This is a genomic window from Pseudomonas sp. OV546 (assembly GCF_900116845.1).
Classification (GTDB): Bacteria; Pseudomonadota; Gammaproteobacteria; order Pseudomonadales; family Pseudomonadaceae; genus Aquipseudomonas; species Aquipseudomonas petroselini.
Map to the genome: position 1 here is coordinate 386,194 of NZ_FPCE01000002.1, position 16,982 is coordinate 403,175.

Genomic DNA, 16,982 nt, shown 5'->3' on the forward strand with positions numbered 1-16,982 from the left:
TTTTCACAATAGTGACCGATCGCTTAAGGCTGGGCGCTGGCGTACGGCGTTCAGCGCGCGGTGATGTTTTGCCAACAGGGTATGCCGAATTGATCGAGCAGTTGCGCGGTTTCACACACCGGCAGGCCTACCACAGCGGAATAACTGCCATTGAGCCCGGCCACAAACACCGAACCCAGGCCTTGGATAGCATAGCCGCCCGCTTTGTCATGGGGTTCGCCACTGTGCCAGTAGGTTGTGGCCTCCTCGACGGAAATCCCACGGAAAAGCACTCGACTGCTGACACATCGCGTTTCGCAGCGCTGGCCATCAGTGAGCGCGATGGCGGTAAGGACTTCATGTTCGCGTCCCGCCAAGGCCGTCAACATGGCCAGGGCATCGGCCTGATCCACCGGTTTGCCGAGGATCTTGCCATCGACAATCACGGCGGTATCGGCGCCCAGCACGCAGGCGCCTGTCGTGTGCTCAAGCGCAGCAAAACCCGTCGTTGCCTTGCCGCGCGCAAGGCGCTCGACGTAGGAAACAGGGGTTTCGTTTGTAAGAGGCGTTTCATCAATGGCGGCGCTGACCACGGTGAAGGGCACACCGATCTGGGTCAGCAGTTCACGCCGCCTCGGAGAGCCCGAGGCCAAGTAAAGCGAATTCATTGCAGACTCTCCCTGTAGGGTTCGATAACCAGGCAGAGCCTCGCAATCCATTCAATTGATTTTATAACGACGACGCAGCCCGCGCAGACCGAAACTGATCCACGGCCACAGCAAGGCACTGACCAGGGCCGGCAGCACCAGCGCCAGGGTTGGCTGGCGATTGCCGGTCAAGGCGCTGAGCCACAGTTGAACAAGCTGCGCCAGGCCGAAGATCACCAGGATCACCAGGCACTGCTGCCACATCGGGAACATGCGCAGGCGCTGCTGCAACGACAGCACCAGGAAGGTGATCAGGGTCAGGATCAACGCGTTCTGGCCCAGCAAGGTGCCATAGAGCACATCCTCGGCCAAGCCCAGGAACATCGCCGTGACCATACCCACTTTGTGCGGCAGGTTCAGCGACCAGAAGGCCAGCAGCAAAGCCAGCCAGAGCGGGCGCAGGATTTCCATGAACTGCGGCAGCGGCGAAACGCTGAGCAACAAGCCAATGGCGAAGGTCAGCCAGACGATCCAGCCATTGCGCGAATGAGTACCGGCCATTATTCCTCCCTCTGCCGCGTGGTGGTCGGCGCGTTTGCCGGAGGCTTGGCTGCAGGCGTGGTGGCCGGTGGCTTAGTCGTTGTCGGTTTAACCGGGCGGGCGCTGTGGGCTGCCGGTTTGACCGGGGTGGCCACCGGCGCTGCCGGAGCAGCGACAGGCGCGGGCGGCCCCACGAATGCCGGTTTCGGCACGGTTGTGGGAACGATCGGCGCTGTACCGTTTTGCTTGTCTTCCGCCTCCTGGGCCTGGGCGGCGTCGTTGGCGCGCTCTTCCGGGGTGCGGTTGTCACTGAACACCAGCAGCAGGTAGCGGCTGCGGTTCAAGGCGGCGGTAGGCACGGCACGCACAATGGCGAACGGCTGGCCGGAATCGTGGATCACTTCCTTGACGGTCGCCACCGGGTAACCCGCCGGGAAACGCTGACCCAGGCCGGAACTGACCAACAAGTCGCCTTCCTTGATGTCGGCAGTATCGGCCACATGGCGCAACTCCAGCCGTTCAGGGTTACCGGTGCCGCTGGCGATCGCACGCAGGCCGTTGCGGTTCACCTGCACCGGAATGCTGTGGGTGGTGTCCGTCAGCAGCAACACCCGTGAGGTGTAGGGCATCAGCTCAACCACCTGGCCCATCAGGCCACGGGCATCGAGCACCGGCTGGCCAAGGACCACACCGTCGCGCTCACCCTTGTTGATGATAATGCGATGGGTGAAGGGGTTGGGGTCCATGCCGATCAACTCGGCCACTTCGACCTTTTCGTTGACCAGTGCGGAGGAATTGAGCAACTCGCGCAGCCGAACGTTCTGCTCGGTGAGGGCCGCGAGCTTTTGCATGCGCCCCTGCAACAGCAGGTTTTCGGTCTTGAGTTTTTCGTTCTCGGCGACCAGCTCGGTGCGGCTGCCGAATTGGCTGGCCACGCCCTGGTAGAGACGTTGTGGCAGGTCGGTGATCCAGTAAGTCTGCATCAACACCAGCGACATCTGGCTACGCACGGGCTTGAGCAGTGCAAAGCGGGCATCGACCACCATCAGCGCGACCGAAAGCACGACCAGCACCAACAAGCGTACGCCCAATGAGGGGCCTTTGGCGAAAAGCGGTTTAATAAGCCGCTCCTCCCAGGCAAATGTTCTCTTTATTCATACGGCATCTAACCGGCCTGGATGCAGATTGAAGAAGATAAACGCCAACAGGCAGCACTGCAAAGTGCTGCCTGCGGGCGAAACATGGGCTAATCAGCAAATGCTTATTCGCTGGAAAGCAGGTCCATGGTGTGTTTATCCATCATTTCCAGTGCACGGCCACCGCCACGGGCGACGCAGGTCAGCGGGTCTTCGGCGACGATCACCGGCAAGCCGGTTTCCTGGGCCAGCAGCTTGTCGAGGTCGCGCAGCAAGGCGCCACCACCGGTCAGCACCAGCCCACGCTCGGCGATATCGGAAGCCAGTTCCGGCGGCGATTGCTCCAGGGCGCTCTTCACGGCCTGAACGATAGTAGCCAGGGACTCTTGCAGAGCTTCCAGCACTTCATTGGAGTTCAGGGTGAAGGCACGTGGAACGCCTTCGGCCAGGTTGCGACCGCGAACATCGACTTCGCGCACTTCGCCGCCCGGATAAGCGGTACCGATTTCCTGCTTGATGCGCTCGGCGGTGGATTCGCCGATCAGGCTGCCGTAGTTACGACGCACATAAGTGATGATCGCTTCGTCGAAACGGTCGCCGCCTACGCGTACGGATTCGGCATACACCACACCGTTCAGGGAAATCAGGGCGATTTCAGTGGTACCACCACCGATATCCACCACCATCGAACCGCGGGCTTCTTCTACCGGCAGGCCGGCACCGATCGCAGCAGCCATCGGCTCTTCGATCAGGAACACTTCGCGAGCACCGGCACCAAGGGCCGATTCACGGATGGCACGACGCTCAACCTGGGTGGATTTGCATGGAACGCAGATCAGCACACGAGGGCTGGGCTGCAGGAAACTGTTTTCGTGAACCTTGTTGATGAAGTACTGCAGCATCTTCTCGCAGACACTGAAGTCGGCGATCACGCCGTCTTTCATCGGACGAATGGCAGCAATATTGCCTGGTGTACGGCCGAGCATGCGCTTGGCCTCGGTGCCGACGGCAACGACACTTTTCTGATTACCATGGGTCCGAATGGCCACAACCGATGGCTCATTCAGGACGATACCGCGCTCGCGCACGTAAATAAGGGTGTTGGCAGTGCCCAGGTCAATGGAAAGATCGCTGGAAAACATGCCACGCAGTTTCTTGAACATGGGAAAGGGACCCTAGGCAACGCGTGGGTAAAAAAGTGCGGCAAACTCTAACAACGACAGGGATTTTGGGCAAGGCGCCAATGTGCTAAATTGGCCGACTTTCTGTGCACCAACCCCCACAATCGCGGCCGTAAGACCGTAGAAATGCGGTAGTGTTCCGACAATCTAACACACGGACAGCCTCCGTTCTGTTTTCCACTGGAGATTCCCATGACGCTTGAACGCTCCGATGTGGAAAAAATCGCGCATTTGGCCTCGCTTGGCCTGAATGAAGACGATCTTCCACAGACCACCGCAGCCCTGAACAGTATTCTCGGGCTGGTCGACCAAATGCAGGCCGTGAATACCGACGGCATCGAGCCCCTGGCTCACCCGCTGGAAGCCAGCCAGCGCCTGCGCGCAGACGTCGTGACCGAAAGTAATAATCGCGAGGCCTACCAGTCCATCGCGCCAGCGGTCGAAAACGGCCTGTACCTGGTTCCGAAAGTCATCGACTAAAGGGAAAGAGCCTGCAATGCATCACATGACTCTGGCCGAGATCGCCCGCGGTCTCGCCGACAAAAAGTTTTCTTCCGAAGAGCTGACCAAGACCCTGCTGGCGCGTATCGCCGAGCACGATCCGAAGGTCAACAGCTTCATCAGCCTCACCGAAGAGCTGGCCTTGAGCCAGGCCAAGGCTGCCGACGCACGTCGCGCCAACGGTGAACAGGGCGCACTGCTGGGCGCCCCTATCGCCCACAAGGACCTGTTCTGCACCCAGGGCATTCGCACCAGTTGCGGCTCGAAGATGCTCGACAACTTCAAGGCCCCCTACGACGCCACCGTGGTGTCCAAGCTGGCTGCCGCCGGGGCTGTGACCCTGGGCAAGACCAACATGGACGAGTTCGCCATGGGTTCGGCCAACGAGTCGAGCTACTACGGCGCGGTGAAAAACCCGTGGAACCTCGACCACGTGCCCGGTGGTTCGTCCGGTGGTTCGGCCGCCGCCGTTGCCGCGCGTTTCCTGCCGGCTGCCACGGCCACCGACACGGGCGGTTCGATCCGCCAGCCGGCGGCGTTCACCAACCTTACCGGGTTGAAGCCGACATACGGTCGCGTTTCCCGCTGGGGCATGATCGCCTACGCCTCCAGCCTGGATCAGGGCGGCCCCCTGGCCCGCACTGCTGAAGACTGCGCAATTTTGTTACAAGGTATGGCCGGGTTCGATAAACAGGACTCCACCAGCATCGATGAGCCCGTGCCGGACTACAGCGCCAGCCTGAACACCTCGATCAAGGGCCTGCGCATCGGCGTGCCGAAGGAATACTTCAGCGCCGGTCTCGACCCGCGTATCGCCGAGCTGGTGCACAACAGCGTCAAGACGCTGGAAGGCCTCGGTGCAGTGATCAAGGAAATCAGCCTGCCGAACAACCAGCACGCGATTCCTGCCTACTATGTGATCGCGCCAGCGGAAGCCTCTTCCAACCTGTCGCGTTTCGACGGCGTGCGCTTCGGCTACCGCTGCGAAAACCCGAAAGACCTCACCGACCTGTACAAACGCTCCCGTGGCGAAGGCTTCGGCGCCGAAGTACAACGCCGGATCATGGTCGGGGCCTACGCCCTGTCGGCGGGCTACTACGACGCGTACTACCTCAAGGCGCAGAAAATCCGTCGCCTGATCAAGAACGACTTCATGGCGGCCTTTGAAGAAGTCGACGTGATCCTCGGCCCGACCACGCCGAACCCGGCCTGGAAGATCGGCGCCAAGACCGGCGACCCGATTGCCGAGTACCTGGAAGACCTCTACACCATCACCGCCAACCTCGCGGGCCTGCCGGGCTTGTCCATGCCCGCGGGTTTCGTCGATGGCCTGCCGGTCGGCGTGCAATTGCTCGCCCCGTATTTCCAGGAAGGCCGCCTGCTCAATGTGGCGCACCAGTACCAGTTGAACACCGACTGGCACACTCGCACCCCTACCGGCTTCTGAGGAGAACACTATGCAATGGGAAGTTGTGATCGGGCTGGAGATTCATACCCAGCTCGCCACCCAATCGAAGATTTTCTCCGGTAGCGCCACCACGTTCGGCTCCGAGCCCAACACCCAGGCGAGCCTGGTAGACCTGGGCATGCCCGGCGTGCTGCCGGTGCTGAACCAGGAAGCGGTGCGCATGGCGGTGATGTTCGGCCTGGCGATTGACGCCGAGATCGGCCAGCACAACGTGTTCGCGCGCAAGAACTACTTCTACCCGGACCTGCCCAAGGGCTACCAGATCAGCCAGATGGAATTGCCGATCGTCGGCAAGGGTTACCTGGACATCCCACTGGAAGACGGCACCATCAAGCGCGTCGGCGTAACCCGCGCACATTTGGAAGAAGACGCCGGCAAAAGCCTGCATGAAGAATTCAACGGCGCCACCGGCATCGACCTGAACCGCGCCGGCACACCGCTGCTGGAGATCGTTTCCGAACCGGACATGCGCAGCGCCAAGGAAGCCGTGGCCTACGTCAAGACCATCCACGCGCTGGTGCGTTACCTGGGCATCTGCGACGGCAACATGGCCGAAGGCTCGCTGCGCTGCGACTGCAACGTGTCGGTACGCCCCAAAGGCCAGGCCGAGTACGGCACTCGCTGCGAGATCAAGAACGTCAACTCGTTCCGTTTCATCGAGAAGGCGATCAACACCGAAGTGCGTCGCCAGATCGAACTGATCGAGGACGGCGGCAAAGTGATCCAGCAAACCCGCCTGTACGACCCGAACAAAGACGAAACCCGCGCCATGCGCAGCAAAGAGGAAGCCAACGACTACCGTTACTTCCCCGACCCGGACCTGTTGCCGGTGGTGATCGAGGATTCGTTCCTCAATGACATCCGCGCTACCCTGCCGGAATTGCCGCCGCAAAAACGCGAACGCTTCCAGGCGCAGTTCGGCCTGTCGGTCTACGATGCGAGCGTGCTGGCTTCCAGCCGCGAACAAGCCGACTACTTCGAAAAAGTCGTGAGCATCGCCGGTGACGCCAAGTTGGCGGCCAACTGGGTGATGGTCGAGCTGGGCAGCCTGCTGAACAAACAGGGCCTGGAAATCGACGAAGCCCCCGTCACCGCCGAGCAACTGGGCGGCATGCTGCTGCGCATCAAGGACAACACCATCTCCGGCAAAATTGCCAAGACCGTGTTCGAAGCCATGGCCAGCGGTGAAGGCAGTGCCGACGAGATCATCGAGAAGCGTGGCCTCAAGCAAGTCACCGACAGCGGCGCCATCTCGGCCGTGCTGGATGAAATGCTCGCGGCCAATGCCGAGCAGGTCGAGCAATACCGTGCGGCAGACGAAGCCAAGCGCGGCAAGATGTTCGGCTTCTTTGTGGGCCAGGCGATGAAAGCCTCCAAAGGCAAGGCTAACCCGCAACAGGTGAACGAGCTGCTGAAAAGCAAGCTTGAAGGCTGATAGCGATGAAGGGGCCGACTGAGATCTCATGCTCGGCTCGGACCAAGGTGGGAGGGGGCTTGCCCCCTCCCACGTAAGCCCCTTCCACCTTTGATATGGGGATACCTTGAATGAAGCGCCTACTCGGCCTGATGATCCTGTCCTCCCTGCTGGCCGGCTGCGCCAGCGGCGTCATCAACCCCAACGGTTACGACGAAACCGGCACCGCCTCCTATTACGGCGCCAAACACCATGGCAACAAGACTGCCAGCGGTGAACCTTTCAACCAGAACGCCTTGAGCGCCGCCCATCGGCGATTGCCCTTCGGCACCCAGGTCAAGGTCACCAACCTCGACAACGACAGATCCGTGGTTGTGCGCATCAACGATCGCGGCCCGCATACCCGTGGGCGCTTGATTGATCTTTCACGCAAGGCCGCCGAGCAGCTGGGTATGATCAGCAGCGGCACCGCACGCGTGCGCGTACAAGCCTTGAGCAACTGACGATGGAGGCCCGGCCATTTTCGGACTAACCGCCCTCTCCCCCTGGAGCCTTCTGGAATTGGTCAGCGGCCTCCTGCTGCTGATCGTCGGCGCCGAAATCCTGGTGCGGGCCGCCGTACGCCTGGCCGCGAGCCTCAAGGTGCGGCCGTTGATCATTGGCCTGACCATCGTCGCCTTCGGCAGCAGCGCGCCACAGATGACCGTGAGCCTGCAGGCCACCCTGGCCGGCAATACGGATATCGCCGTGGGCAGCGTGATCGGCAGCAGCATCTTCAACATCCTTGTAACCCTGGGCCTGTCGGCGCTGATCATTCCGCTGCGAGTCTCCCGGCAACTGGTACGCCTGGATATCCCGGTGATGATCCTGGCCGGCCTGCTGGTGTTTACCCTGGCAGCCAATGAAGAGCTCACACACATCGACGGCCTGCTGTTGCTCGTGGCCCTGATCGCCTACCTCGGCGTGCTGCATTACCAGACGCGCCACTCCCGCCGCCCACGCACGCTGGACACCGTGGCCAGGGCGCCATGGCTGAGCAGCGTGCTGTTGATGCTCGGCGGGCTGCTGATTCTGGTGCTGGCCGGGCATCTGTTGCTCGGCGCTGCCGTGGACGTGGCGAGCGACCTGGGCCTGTCGGAACGCATCATCGGCCTGACGCTGATCGGGGTCGGCACCTCGCTGCCCTGCCTGGCCACCTCGCTGATTGCAGCCCTGCGCGGCGAGCGGGAAATTGCCGTGGGCAACGTGATCGGCAGCAACCTGTTCAACCTGCTCGGCGTATTGGGGCTGACCGCCTTGCTCGCGCCCTCGCCGCTGTCGGTTTCGCCGAATGCCTTGGACTTTGACCTGCCGGTGATGCTCGGCGTGGTGGTGCTGTGCCTGCCGGTGTTCTACACCGGTTACCGCGTGACCCGTGCCGAAGGCTTGGTGCTGCTGGGCCTGTACCTGGCGTACGGGCTGCATGTAATGACGTTCACCACCGGCATGCCCCTGGCCAACAAGCTTGAACAACTGATGCTGTATTACGTCTTGCCGGTGCTGGTGGCGTTTCTGTTGTTCAGCACGCTGCGAGCCTGGCGCCGCCAACACAAGAGGGAATCGCAATGACCGATCAAAAAAAGCCTGGGGTTGAAATGCGTCGCCAGGTCATGGGGGATGTTTTCGTCGACCGTGCCTTGGGCAATGCCACCGAGTTCACCCAGCCGCTGCAGGACTTCGTCAACGAGCACGCCTGGGGCAGTGTGTGGAACCGCGAGGGGTTGTCGCTGAAAACCCGCAGCCTGATCACCCTCGCCGCCCTGACCGCGCTGAAGTGCCCGCAGGAACTCAAGGGCCATGTGCGCGGCGCGCTGAACAATGGTTGCAGCGTGGAAGAGATCCGCGAAGCGCTGCTGCATTGCGCGGTGTACGCCGGAGTGCCGGCGGCGATTGATGCGTTTCGTGCGGCGCAGGAAGTGATCGAGGCGTATCAGGCAGATCAGCAGTGACGGTCAGATAGCGATCGAGGGCAAGCCCCTCCCACAATGAATGTGTTCACCCATCCACATGTGGGAGGGGGCTTGCCCCCGATTGGCCCTCACAGGCACCCGAGCGTTCAGATCCAACCACCCGCCTGCAACACAAAGATCCCGATATTCGTGGTCACTGCCGCCATCAGGGTGGTGATCACAATAATCGCCGCCGCCAGCTCATGATTGCCCTCGGCCGCCCTGGCCATGACAAAGCTCGCAGCGGCCGTCGGCGCGCCGAAATACAGGAACAGAATCCCCAACTCCGGCCCTCGGAACCCCAGCAGCCAGGCGCCCAGGGTGGCGACCACCGGGAGCCAGACCATTTTCATCAGGCTCGCGCTCAAGGCCATGTTGCCGCTCTTGCGCAATGCGGCCAACGACAAGGTGCCACCAATGCAGATCAGCGCCAACGGCAACGTGGTGTCTGCCAGGTACCCCAAGGATTTTTCCAGCCAACCCGGCAAGCCGATCTGAAAATAGGCGAACGGGGCGGCCACAATCACGCTGATGATCAGCGGGTTGGCCACCACACTTTTGAAGATGCTCCACGGGTCGGACTTGATGACTGGGCTGTAGACCGCCAGCACGATGGTGGACAACGTGTTGTAGAACAGGATCACCAGCGCGGCGAGGATCGCGCCGAGAGAGATACCGTAGTCGCCGTACATACTGGCCGCGAGTGCCAGGCCGATCACGCCGTTATTGCCGCGAAACGCGCCCTGGGTATAGATGCCACGGTCTTCACGCTTGCAACGGAAAATCGCCCAGCCCCAAGCCAAGGCAAAGCTGAGCAGCGTGGCGACGGCAAAGTAGATCAGCAAACCCGGTTTGAGCGCCGAATGCAGGTCAGCATGCAGGATGCCGAGGAACAGCAACGCCGGCATAGTGACATTGAACACCAGGGACGAGGCGGTGTGGATAAAGTTGTCGTTGATCCAGTTGAGGCGCTTGAGCAACACACCGAGAAACAGCATGGCAAACACCGGCGCGGTGATGGTGAGCGTCGCAAGGAAAATGGCGAGCATGCTGTATCAGCCTTAAGTCCTGTTATCAGGGGTTGCGATTATAAAGCAGTCGCGCTGGTTGCTCGCACTTCATTTCGACACATCAATACAAACTAAAAAAACTTGAACTCGGAACTGTGCCTATTTCGTATGAAATAACCATGGAATCTCACCCATCACGTATTCCTCGCACACAACGCTACACAGACTCCTACGCATAAATGGGACTCCACACCTCTTCTTCATAATTGCCGCCCCTGAAAATCCTTCTGTAACGAAATCACAACTCAGCAGCAAACCACCATTATTTCGAGGCGCGAGAGGGGCTCATGCGTAAATCCTTCAACCATTTACACAACGTGTATATCAGAAGTTGGGATGATCAGGACGTTGAGGGTTATACCGAACTCCTCAGCGACCCCGAGGCAATGAAGTTCATTTCGGCCGGCAGCACACGAGACAGGGCCGCTGCCATAAACGAAATATCAACGTTCAAAAAAGAAATTGCCGAGCAGAACTGGTCGCGCTGGGCTGTAAGCATTGGCCTGGACGGCCCCTTTATTGGTTATGCCGGATTCTCGAAAAAAGAGCATGGCATTAACTTTGGCAATCGTTTCCTCAAAAAATACTGGGGCACACCCTACCCCTTTATTGCCATCCACCTGGCACTTGAGTACGGGTTTTTGCACGTGGGTTTTGACCGCATTTACACACTGACCAACGTCAACCATCACCGTGCGCTGGAAATGAACAAAGCATTCTTGCACATGCCGGAGCTCACAGGAGAGGTGATGGAAACCGCCTTTGGCCCTCACACAAAGATCGACCTTACGTGTGAACGCTTCAAAGAAATAAGCCCTGCCAACCTGGAGCGAATCAATCGGTTCTCACGCCGAATGAAAACTGCCGAGCAGAAAAAGCTGGCTTGAAAAAAACACTGCAGAGTAAGCCACCATGAACAACAAAGTGCCGCCACTCGACCCCCTTCACTCTATAGCAGGCCTGTGCACTCGGAAAACCTGGGCGTTCCCCAGCGTTCTACGGCAACTTTACCTGCCCTTCGGTTGTGTGCTGGCGTGTGTGCGCCTGGTCTCGATGATCGCAGTGAGCCTGATCGCCTGGCCGCTTCCAGTAGGCGCCAAGCGAATCCTGTATCGAGGCCTTCTCTGGATACTGGGCATTCGCATCAAGTGCGCCCTGTCACCGCGACAAATCTCAACGCTCACCAGCGGTTGTGTGGTGGCCGCCAACCACGTCAGCGTGATTGATCCGTTTGCAATCCTGGCGATGCCAGGAGCAACGCTGGTGGCGTCCAGCGGCTACAACCGGGTTGTCGCCCTCATGGCTTTGCTGCTGATCAAATGCTCGGGTGGGCACTTCTGGAACGGTGCCGATAAGAAGACCTTCTCCCGCAATCTGCAAAAGATGCGAACCACCCCCCAAGGGACCGCTCTCTACACGACCCCCGAAGCGACCATTAACAATGGCCACGGCTTGTATCGCTTTCGGGCTGGGCTGTTGAGCCGCCAGTTACCCGTCGTACCGCTGGCCGGGCGCCTGATTCTCCCGTTCGGCCTGGTCGCAAGCCCACTTCATGCATCCGCCCTGGCGAGTTTCCTACGCTTGCTGATGATGCCCTGGATGGTATGCGAAATGACCTATCTGGAACGCCTGGAACGCGAGGAGCATCAGAGCGGGCAAGCGTTTGCCGACCAGATACAAGCACGCATCGCCCAGCACTTGGGAATTGCCGCGACCCACTGGACCCGAGAGGATAAGCACCGCTATCGCCAGATAGATGCGCAGGCACGCCGATGAAAGCGCCCCCTGCAACGCATGTCATTTTCGACTTCGACCAGACCTTGGTGAACCACGAAAGCACGCTTGAGATCGTCAAATCGGCAATTGCCGACAGCCCGAACGCTCAGGTAACGCTGGAACAACTCAAACTGATTGTGCCCAAAGCCTTGTCAGGCCAAGCCAATATCCGGGAATTGCTGTACTTGATGAAGACCCTGGCGTGCGTGCGCAAGCATCACGTTCATCGTTATACCCAAGCGATCATTGGCAACCTCGACCCAGCGCTTGTGCAAACGCTGCACAACCTGCAGCAAGAAGGTACACAGGTGCATATCCTTTCCGGCGGATACACAGAGTGGATTGCCCCCATTGCTCACTCACTGAATATCAACGCACAGGACGTTAAAGCCAACCGTCTTTTCTGGGCCGGATCACGCGCCGTGTGCCCGCGACCGTCGCCACTGATAAACCCCAGCAGGGGCAAGAGCAAGATTGTTCGGCAATGGCGCAAGAACGGCCGGCTCCAGGGAAGCGTCCTGATGGTCGGAGACGCTGGCTCCGACCATCAGGTGTATGCCGATGGCTGGGTTGACGGCTTTGTCTGCGCCGACTACTACACGACGCAGCCTATGCCCGAGATGTCCGGGCATATCCTCCGGGCTGACAGCCCGAAACAGGTTTACCCCCATCTCCAGGCCTTGATGAGGGCACTGCCTTGATTCCAGCAAGAAGACCTAGGTGATCGGCGCCGGGTTGAACAACGTAATGTCGTTATGCAACTTGTGATGCTCCGCCCACGTTTGCTTCTTGCCGCTGGCCACATCCAGGTAGAAGTGGAACAACTCCCAGCCCAACTCTTCGATGGTCGCGCGCCCGGTGGCAATGCGCCCGGCGTCGATATCGATGAGGTCCGGCCAGCGCTGCGCCAACTCCGTACGGGTCGAGACTTTCACTACCGGCGCCATGGCCAACCCATAAGGCGTGCCACGCCCAGTGGTGAACACGTGCAGGTTCATCCCCGCTGCCAGTTGCAAGGTGCCGCACACAAAGTCGCTGGCCGGCGTGGCGCAAAAGATCAGGCCTTTGCCCTTGAACCGCTCGCCCGGACCCAGCACGCCGTTGATCGCGCTGCTGCCGGATTTGACGATGGAGCCCAGGGACTTCTCGACAATATTCGACAACCCGCCTTTCTTGTTGCCTGGCGTGGTGTTGGCGCTGCGATCCGCCTCGCCCTTGGCCAGGTAACGGTCGTACCAGTCCATTTCCCGTACCAGTTCCTCGGCAACTTCCTTCGTCTCTGCACGCGAAGTCAGCAGGTAAATGGCATCGCGGACTTCAGTCACTTCGGAAAACATCACCGTCGCCCCGGCCCGTAGCAGCAAATCCGAGGCATAACCCAGCGCCGGGTTGGCGGTGATGCCGGAAAACGCATCACTGCCGCCGCACTGCATGCCCAGGATCAGCTCCGACGCCGGCACGGTTTCCCGGCGGCGCTGGTCGAGCTTCTTCAAGCGAACCTCGGCCAGCGCCATGATCTGCTCGATCATTTCGGTAAACCCGTGGCTGGAATCCTGCAACCGGTACAACCACGGCTCGCTCAGGTCGACGGAGCTGTCGTTGTCGTGCATCACCTGCCCGGCCTGCAATTTCTCGCAGCCCAGGCTGATCACCAAGGCTTCGCCGCCCAGGTTCGGGTTGCGCGCCAGGTTACGCACGGTACGGATCGGGATGTAGGCATCCGTCGCCGTAATCGCCACCCCACAGCCGTAGCTGTGGGTCAGCGCCACCACGTCATCGACGTGGGCGTATTTGGGCAGCAATTCGTCCTTGATGCGCTTGACCGCGTGGTCCAGCACACCGGTAACGCATTGCACCGTGGTGGTGATGCCGAGGATATTGCGCGTGCCCACGGTGCCGTCGGCATTGCGGTAACCCTCGAACGTAAACCCTTCCAGCGGCGCCTGGGTTTCAGGCACCTCGGTGGACAGCGGCAAGCTGTCCAGCGGTGGCGCGGTCGGCATGCGCAGTTGATCTTCCTGGACCCAACTGCCGCGCGGAATCGGCGCCAAGGCGTAACCAATGGTCTGGCCGTAGCGAATAATCTGACCGCCTTCGGGGATATCTTCCAGGGTCACCTTGTGGCTCTGGGGGATGAAATCCACGGTCACCAGGCCGTCCGGGAACTCCGTCCCGGCCGGTACGCCTTGGTCATTGACCACGATCACCACGTTGTCGCGCTCATGCAAACGAATCGAGCGCGGCGAGTCGGCATGTTCAATCAACTGCATCACACGGCCCCTCAGGAATGCGCTTCGGTTAGGTTGTTCAACTCAGGGCCCTTGGCTGGCGGCTCTTTGAGTACTACACGCTTGATCGGGCCAACGATGACCAGGTAGCTGAACACTGCCACCAGCGCGTTGGCGCCGACGAACACCAGGGCCCATTTGAACGAACCGGTGGTGCTGATGATGTAGCCGATGACAATCGGCGTAGTGATCGAGGCCAGGTTACCGAAGGTGTTAAACAAGCCGCCACTGAGACCGGCGATTTGTTTCGGCGACGTGTCAGACACCACCGCCCAGCCCAGTGCGCCAACGCCTTTGCCGAAGAAAGCCAAGGCCATGAAGCCCACGACCATCCACTCAACATCGACATAGTTACACGCAATGATGCTGCTGGAGACCAGCAAGCCGGCGATGATCGGCGCCTTGCGGGCGAACGTCAGCGAATGGCCCTTGCGCAGCAGGTAATCGGAAATCACCCCACCCAGCACGCCGCCGATGAAGCCGCAGATCGCCGGCAACGAGGCGATGAAACCGGCCTTGAGGATGGTCATGCCACGGTCCTGCACCAGGTACACCGGGAACCAGGTCAGGAAGAAGTAGGTGATGCCATTGATGCAATACTGGCCCAGGTACACGCCGAGCATCATGCGGTTGGTCAGTAACTGGCGGATGTAATCCCACTTCGGACCGTCGGTTTTCTTACCCTTGCCCTTATCCTGGTCCATATCGACCATCGCGCCATTGGCGGCGATGTGGTTGAGCTCGGCTTCGTTGATCATCGGGTGCTGGCGTGGGCTGTGGATCACTTTCAGCCAGATCAGCGAGAACACGATGCCGATCACGCCCATCACGATAAACACGTGCTGCCAGCCGAAGCGGTAGACGATCCATCCCATCAGCGGTGCAAACAGTACCGTGGCGAAGTACTGCGCCGAGTTGAAGATCGCCGATGCCGTGCCGCGCTCGGCCGTCGGGAACCAGGCGGCCACAATGCGTGCGTTACCCGGGAAAGATGGCGCTTCAGCCAGGCCCACCATGAAACGCAGCATAAACAGCGCGACAACCGCAGTGGAGACACCGAACTCACCGACATAGCCTTGCAGCACGGTGAACAGCGACCAGGTGAAAATGCTCAGGGCATAGACTTTTTTCGAACCGAAGCGGTCGAGCAGCCAGCCGCCGGGGATTTGCCCGGCCACGTAGGCCCAACCGAATGCGGAGAAGATATAACCGAGGGTGACCGCGTCGATGCCGAGGTCTTTTTGCAGGCTGGAGCCCGCGATGGCGATGGTGGCCCGGTCGGCGTAGTTGATCGTGGTCACCAGGAACAGCATGAGCAGGATCAAATAGCGGACGTGGGTCGGCTTGGTCGCTTGCATGTAGAAGTACTCCCACTAATTATTTTTTTTGCGGGTAATTGTTGTGTGTATTGCTACTGCGGACCGCTGTATGTGGGAGCTGGCTTGCCTGCGATGCAGACAAGCCAGCTCCCACATAAGCAGGTTCCACAGGTGTTGCGTGTTACGAACCGATGTAGCTGGTTTTCACCACGGTGTAGAACTCTTGCGCATAGCGACCTTGCTCACGCGAACCATAGGATGAACCCTTACGGCCACCGAACGGAACGTGATAGTCCACACCGGCGGTTGGCAGGTTGACCATTACCATCCCGGCCTGCGAGTGGCGCTTGAAGTGATTGGCGTACTTCAGCGACGTCGTGGCAATGCCCGCCGACAAACCGAACTCGGTGTCATTGGCCATGGCCAGCGCCGCCTCGTAGTCCGCGACGCGCACTACGTTGGCCACTGGGCCGAAGATCTCTTCACGGCTGATGCGCATGGCGGCTTCGCTGTCGGCAAACAGCGTCGGCGCCAGGTAGTAACCTTCGGTATCGCAGGTCACCAGGCCGCCACCGCTGACCAGCCGCGCACCTTCGCTTTGGCCGATGTCGATGTACTTGAGGTCCTGGTCCAACTGGGCCTGGGAAACCACCGGACCGATGTCGGTGCCGCTTTTGAGGGCGTGACCGACCTTGATCGACTTCATGCGCTCAGCCATGGCCGCGACGAACTGGTCGTGGATACCGGCGGTGACGATCAGGCGACTGGACGCCGTGCAACGCTGGCCGGTGGAGTAGAACGCGCTCTGTACGGACAGCTCGACGGCCTGCTTGAGGTCGGCGTCGTCGAGAATGACCTGCGGGTTCTTGCCGCCCATTTCCAACTGCACTTTGGCCTGGCGCGACACGCAGCTGACGGCGATCTGGCGACCGACGCCCACCGAACCGGTGAAGCTGATGCCATCGACTTTCGGGCTGTTGACCAGCACATCACCGACCACACGGCCGCTGCCCATTACCAGGTTGAATACACCGGCAGGGAAACCGGCACGGGAAATGATCTCTGCCAGCGCCCACGCGCAGCCCGGTACCAGCTCGGCGGGCTTGATCACCACGCAGTTGCCGTAGGCCAGGGCCGGGGCGATTTTCCACGCAGGGATGGCGATCGGGAAGTTCCACGGCGTGATCAAACCGACCACACCCAGGGCTTCGCGGGTGACTTCGACATTGACGCCCGGGCGAACCGATGGCACGTAGTCACCGGACAGGCGCAGGCACTCACCGGCGAAGAACTTGAAGATGTTACCGGCGCGGGTCACTTCGCCAATGGCTTCGGGCAGGGTCTTGCCCTCTTCACGGGCCAGCAGGGTGCCGAGCTCTTCGCGGCGGGCGAGGATTTCGCTGCCGACTTTATCCAAGGCATCGTGGCGAGCCTGGATCCCGGAAGTGGACCAAGCCGGGAACGCGGCGCGGGCAGCATCGATGGCGGTGTTGACTTGAGCAACGTCAGCCTTGGCGTATTCGCCAATGACATCGGACAACTCCGACGGGTTGAGGTTGACGCAATAGTCAGCGCCGGCCACCCACTGGCCATTGATGTAGTTATCAAAACGTTGAGCTTGAGACACGAATCTTCTCCTGACGCAAAAGGCCGCTGATTGCTCAGCGGCCTTGTG

The 16,982-nt window shown here is 60.2% G+C and carries 17 protein-coding genes; 9 read left to right on the top strand and 8 right to left on the bottom strand.

Annotated features, from left to right (window positions below):
* Positions 1-50: 50 nt before the first annotated feature.
* From BM403_RS06980 to mreB, 4 genes are all read right to left on the bottom strand, one after another.
* Positions 51-647, bottom strand: coding sequence for a Maf family protein (locus tag BM403_RS06980; RefSeq protein WP_093542182.1), 597 nt, complete (start codon positions 645-647; stop codon positions 51-53).
* A 51-nt stretch (positions 648-698) separates the two neighbouring features.
* On the bottom strand, positions 699-1,187 hold the full coding sequence (gene mreD, locus BM403_RS06985; RefSeq protein ID WP_003171788.1) for a rod shape-determining protein MreD: 489 nt from the start codon (positions 1,185-1,187) through the stop codon (positions 699-701).
* Complete coding sequence (gene mreC / locus BM403_RS06990; RefSeq protein ID WP_093542184.1) at positions 1,187-2,287, bottom strand: rod shape-determining protein MreC; 1,101 nt, start codon at positions 2,285-2,287, stop codon at positions 1,187-1,189. Before mreC ends, mreD begins: the two co-directional genes overlap by 1 nt.
* 140 nt (positions 2,288-2,427) lie before the next feature.
* Positions 2,428-3,465 carry a rod shape-determining protein MreB gene (gene mreB / locus BM403_RS06995; RefSeq protein WP_002555108.1) on the bottom strand — a complete coding sequence of 346 codons (1,038 nt, stop codon included), beginning with the start codon at positions 3,463-3,465 and terminating at the stop codon, positions 2,428-2,430.
* Between the two features lie 210 nt (positions 3,466-3,675).
* Between mreB and gatC the strand changes: the two genes are divergently transcribed.
* From gatC to BM403_RS07025, 6 genes are all read left to right on the top strand, one after another.
* Positions 3,676-3,963 (top strand): Asp-tRNA(Asn)/Glu-tRNA(Gln) amidotransferase subunit GatC, encoded by a 288-nt coding sequence (gene gatC, locus BM403_RS07000; RefSeq protein ID WP_012722223.1) that lies wholly within the window; start codon positions 3,676-3,678, stop codon positions 3,961-3,963.
* Positions 3,964-3,979: 16 nt separating this feature from the next.
* A complete protein-coding gene (gene gatA, locus BM403_RS07005; protein WP_012722222.1) occupies positions 3,980-5,431 on the top strand; it encodes an Asp-tRNA(Asn)/Glu-tRNA(Gln) amidotransferase subunit GatA in 1,452 nt (483 codons plus the stop codon).
* A 10-nt stretch (positions 5,432-5,441) separates the two neighbouring features.
* Complete coding sequence (gene gatB, locus BM403_RS07010) at positions 5,442-6,887, top strand: Asp-tRNA(Asn)/Glu-tRNA(Gln) amidotransferase subunit GatB (protein WP_046034322.1); 1,446 nt, start codon at positions 5,442-5,444, stop codon at positions 6,885-6,887.
* A gap of 110 nt (positions 6,888-6,997) precedes the next feature.
* Positions 6,998-7,369: a septal ring lytic transglycosylase RlpA family protein gene (locus BM403_RS07015; RefSeq protein WP_093542186.1), complete on the top strand. Its 372-nt coding sequence runs from the start codon at positions 6,998-7,000 to the stop codon at positions 7,367-7,369.
* 58 nt (positions 7,370-7,427) lie between these two features.
* On the top strand, positions 7,428-8,474 hold the full coding sequence (locus tag BM403_RS07020; protein ID WP_093542188.1) for a calcium/sodium antiporter: 1,047 nt from the start codon (positions 7,428-7,430) through the stop codon (positions 8,472-8,474).
* Positions 8,471-8,854, top strand: a complete 384-nt coding sequence (locus BM403_RS07025) for a carboxymuconolactone decarboxylase family protein (RefSeq protein ID WP_012722218.1) — start codon at positions 8,471-8,473, stop codon at positions 8,852-8,854. The genes BM403_RS07020 and BM403_RS07025 overlap by 4 nt, the downstream gene beginning before the upstream one ends.
* 107 nt (positions 8,855-8,961) lie before the next feature.
* Here the strand turns inward: BM403_RS07025 and BM403_RS07030 are convergent, their stop codons facing one another.
* A complete protein-coding gene (locus BM403_RS07030) occupies positions 8,962-9,903 on the bottom strand; it encodes an AEC family transporter (RefSeq protein WP_012722217.1) in 942 nt (313 codons plus the stop codon).
* 308 nt (positions 9,904-10,211) lie between these two features.
* On the opposite strand from BM403_RS07030, the gene BM403_RS07035 reads away from it, so the two are divergent.
* The 3 genes from BM403_RS07035 to BM403_RS07045 are packed head-to-tail and all read left to right on the top strand — an operon-like array spanning position 10,212 to position 12,401.
* Positions 10,212-10,811 (top strand): GNAT family N-acetyltransferase, encoded by a 600-nt coding sequence (locus BM403_RS07035; RefSeq protein WP_012722216.1) that lies wholly within the window; start codon positions 10,212-10,214, stop codon positions 10,809-10,811.
* Positions 10,812-10,836: 25 nt separating this feature from the next.
* Positions 10,837-11,700 (top strand): 1-acyl-sn-glycerol-3-phosphate acyltransferase, encoded by an 864-nt coding sequence (locus BM403_RS07040; RefSeq protein WP_139237948.1) that lies wholly within the window; start codon positions 10,837-10,839, stop codon positions 11,698-11,700.
* A complete protein-coding gene (locus BM403_RS07045) occupies positions 11,697-12,401 on the top strand; it encodes an HAD-IB family phosphatase (protein WP_012722214.1) in 705 nt (234 codons plus the stop codon). The genes BM403_RS07040 and BM403_RS07045 overlap by 4 nt, the downstream gene beginning before the upstream one ends.
* Before the next feature lie 15 nt (positions 12,402-12,416).
* Here BM403_RS07045 and garD read toward each other — a convergent pair whose 3' ends face one another.
* From garD to BM403_RS07060, 3 genes are all read right to left on the bottom strand, one after another.
* The gene (garD, locus tag BM403_RS07050; RefSeq protein ID WP_093542192.1) at positions 12,417-13,970 is read right to left on the bottom strand and encodes a galactarate dehydratase; all 1,554 of its coding nucleotides are present in this window, start codon (positions 13,968-13,970) and stop codon (positions 12,417-12,419) included.
* Between the two features lie 11 nt (positions 13,971-13,981).
* A complete protein-coding gene (locus tag BM403_RS07055; RefSeq protein WP_012722212.1) occupies positions 13,982-15,346 on the bottom strand; it encodes an MFS transporter in 1,365 nt (454 codons plus the stop codon).
* Between the two features lie 142 nt (positions 15,347-15,488).
* On the bottom strand, positions 15,489-16,934 hold the full coding sequence (locus BM403_RS07060) for an aldehyde dehydrogenase family protein (protein ID WP_093542194.1): 1,446 nt from the start codon (positions 16,932-16,934) through the stop codon (positions 15,489-15,491).
* Between the last annotated feature and the right edge of the window lie 48 nt (positions 16,935-16,982).

Excerpts from the sequence above, each read along its gene's own strand:
- BM403_RS07055 (WP_012722212.1), bottom strand. The coding sequence starts at position 15,346 with ATGCAAGCGACCAAGCCGACCCACGTCCGCTATTTGATCCTGCTCATG.
- garD (WP_093542192.1), bottom strand. The coding sequence starts at position 13,970 with ATGCAGTTGATTGAACATGCCGACTCGCCGCGCTCGATTCGTTTGCAT.
- BM403_RS07025 (WP_012722218.1), top strand. The coding sequence starts at position 8,471 with ATGACCGATCAAAAAAAGCCTGGGGTTGAAATGCGTCGCCAGGTCATG.
- BM403_RS07030 (WP_012722217.1), bottom strand. The coding sequence starts at position 9,903 with ATGCTCGCCATTTTCCTTGCGACGCTCACCATCACCGCGCCGGTGTTT.
- BM403_RS06980 (WP_093542182.1), bottom strand. The coding sequence starts at position 647 with ATGAATTCGCTTTACTTGGCCTCGGGCTCTCCGAGGCGGCGTGAACTG.
- BM403_RS07045 (WP_012722214.1), top strand. The coding sequence starts at position 11,697 with ATGAAAGCGCCCCCTGCAACGCATGTCATTTTCGACTTCGACCAGACC.
- gatC (WP_012722223.1), top strand. The coding sequence starts at position 3,676 with ATGACGCTTGAACGCTCCGATGTGGAAAAAATCGCGCATTTGGCCTCG.
- BM403_RS07040 (WP_139237948.1), top strand. The coding sequence starts at position 10,837 with ATGAACAACAAAGTGCCGCCACTCGACCCCCTTCACTCTATAGCAGGC.
- mreD (WP_003171788.1), bottom strand. The coding sequence starts at position 1,187 with ATGGCCGGTACTCATTCGCGCAATGGCTGGATCGTCTGGCTGACCTTC.
- gatB (WP_046034322.1), top strand. The coding sequence starts at position 5,442 with ATGCAATGGGAAGTTGTGATCGGGCTGGAGATTCATACCCAGCTCGCC.
- gatA (WP_012722222.1), top strand. The coding sequence starts at position 3,980 with ATGCATCACATGACTCTGGCCGAGATCGCCCGCGGTCTCGCCGACAAA.
- BM403_RS07035 (WP_012722216.1), top strand. The coding sequence starts at position 10,212 with ATGCGTAAATCCTTCAACCATTTACACAACGTGTATATCAGAAGTTGG.
- BM403_RS07015 (WP_093542186.1), top strand. The coding sequence starts at position 6,998 with ATGAAGCGCCTACTCGGCCTGATGATCCTGTCCTCCCTGCTGGCCGGC.
- mreB (WP_002555108.1), bottom strand. The coding sequence starts at position 3,465 with ATGTTCAAGAAACTGCGTGGCATGTTTTCCAGCGATCTTTCCATTGAC.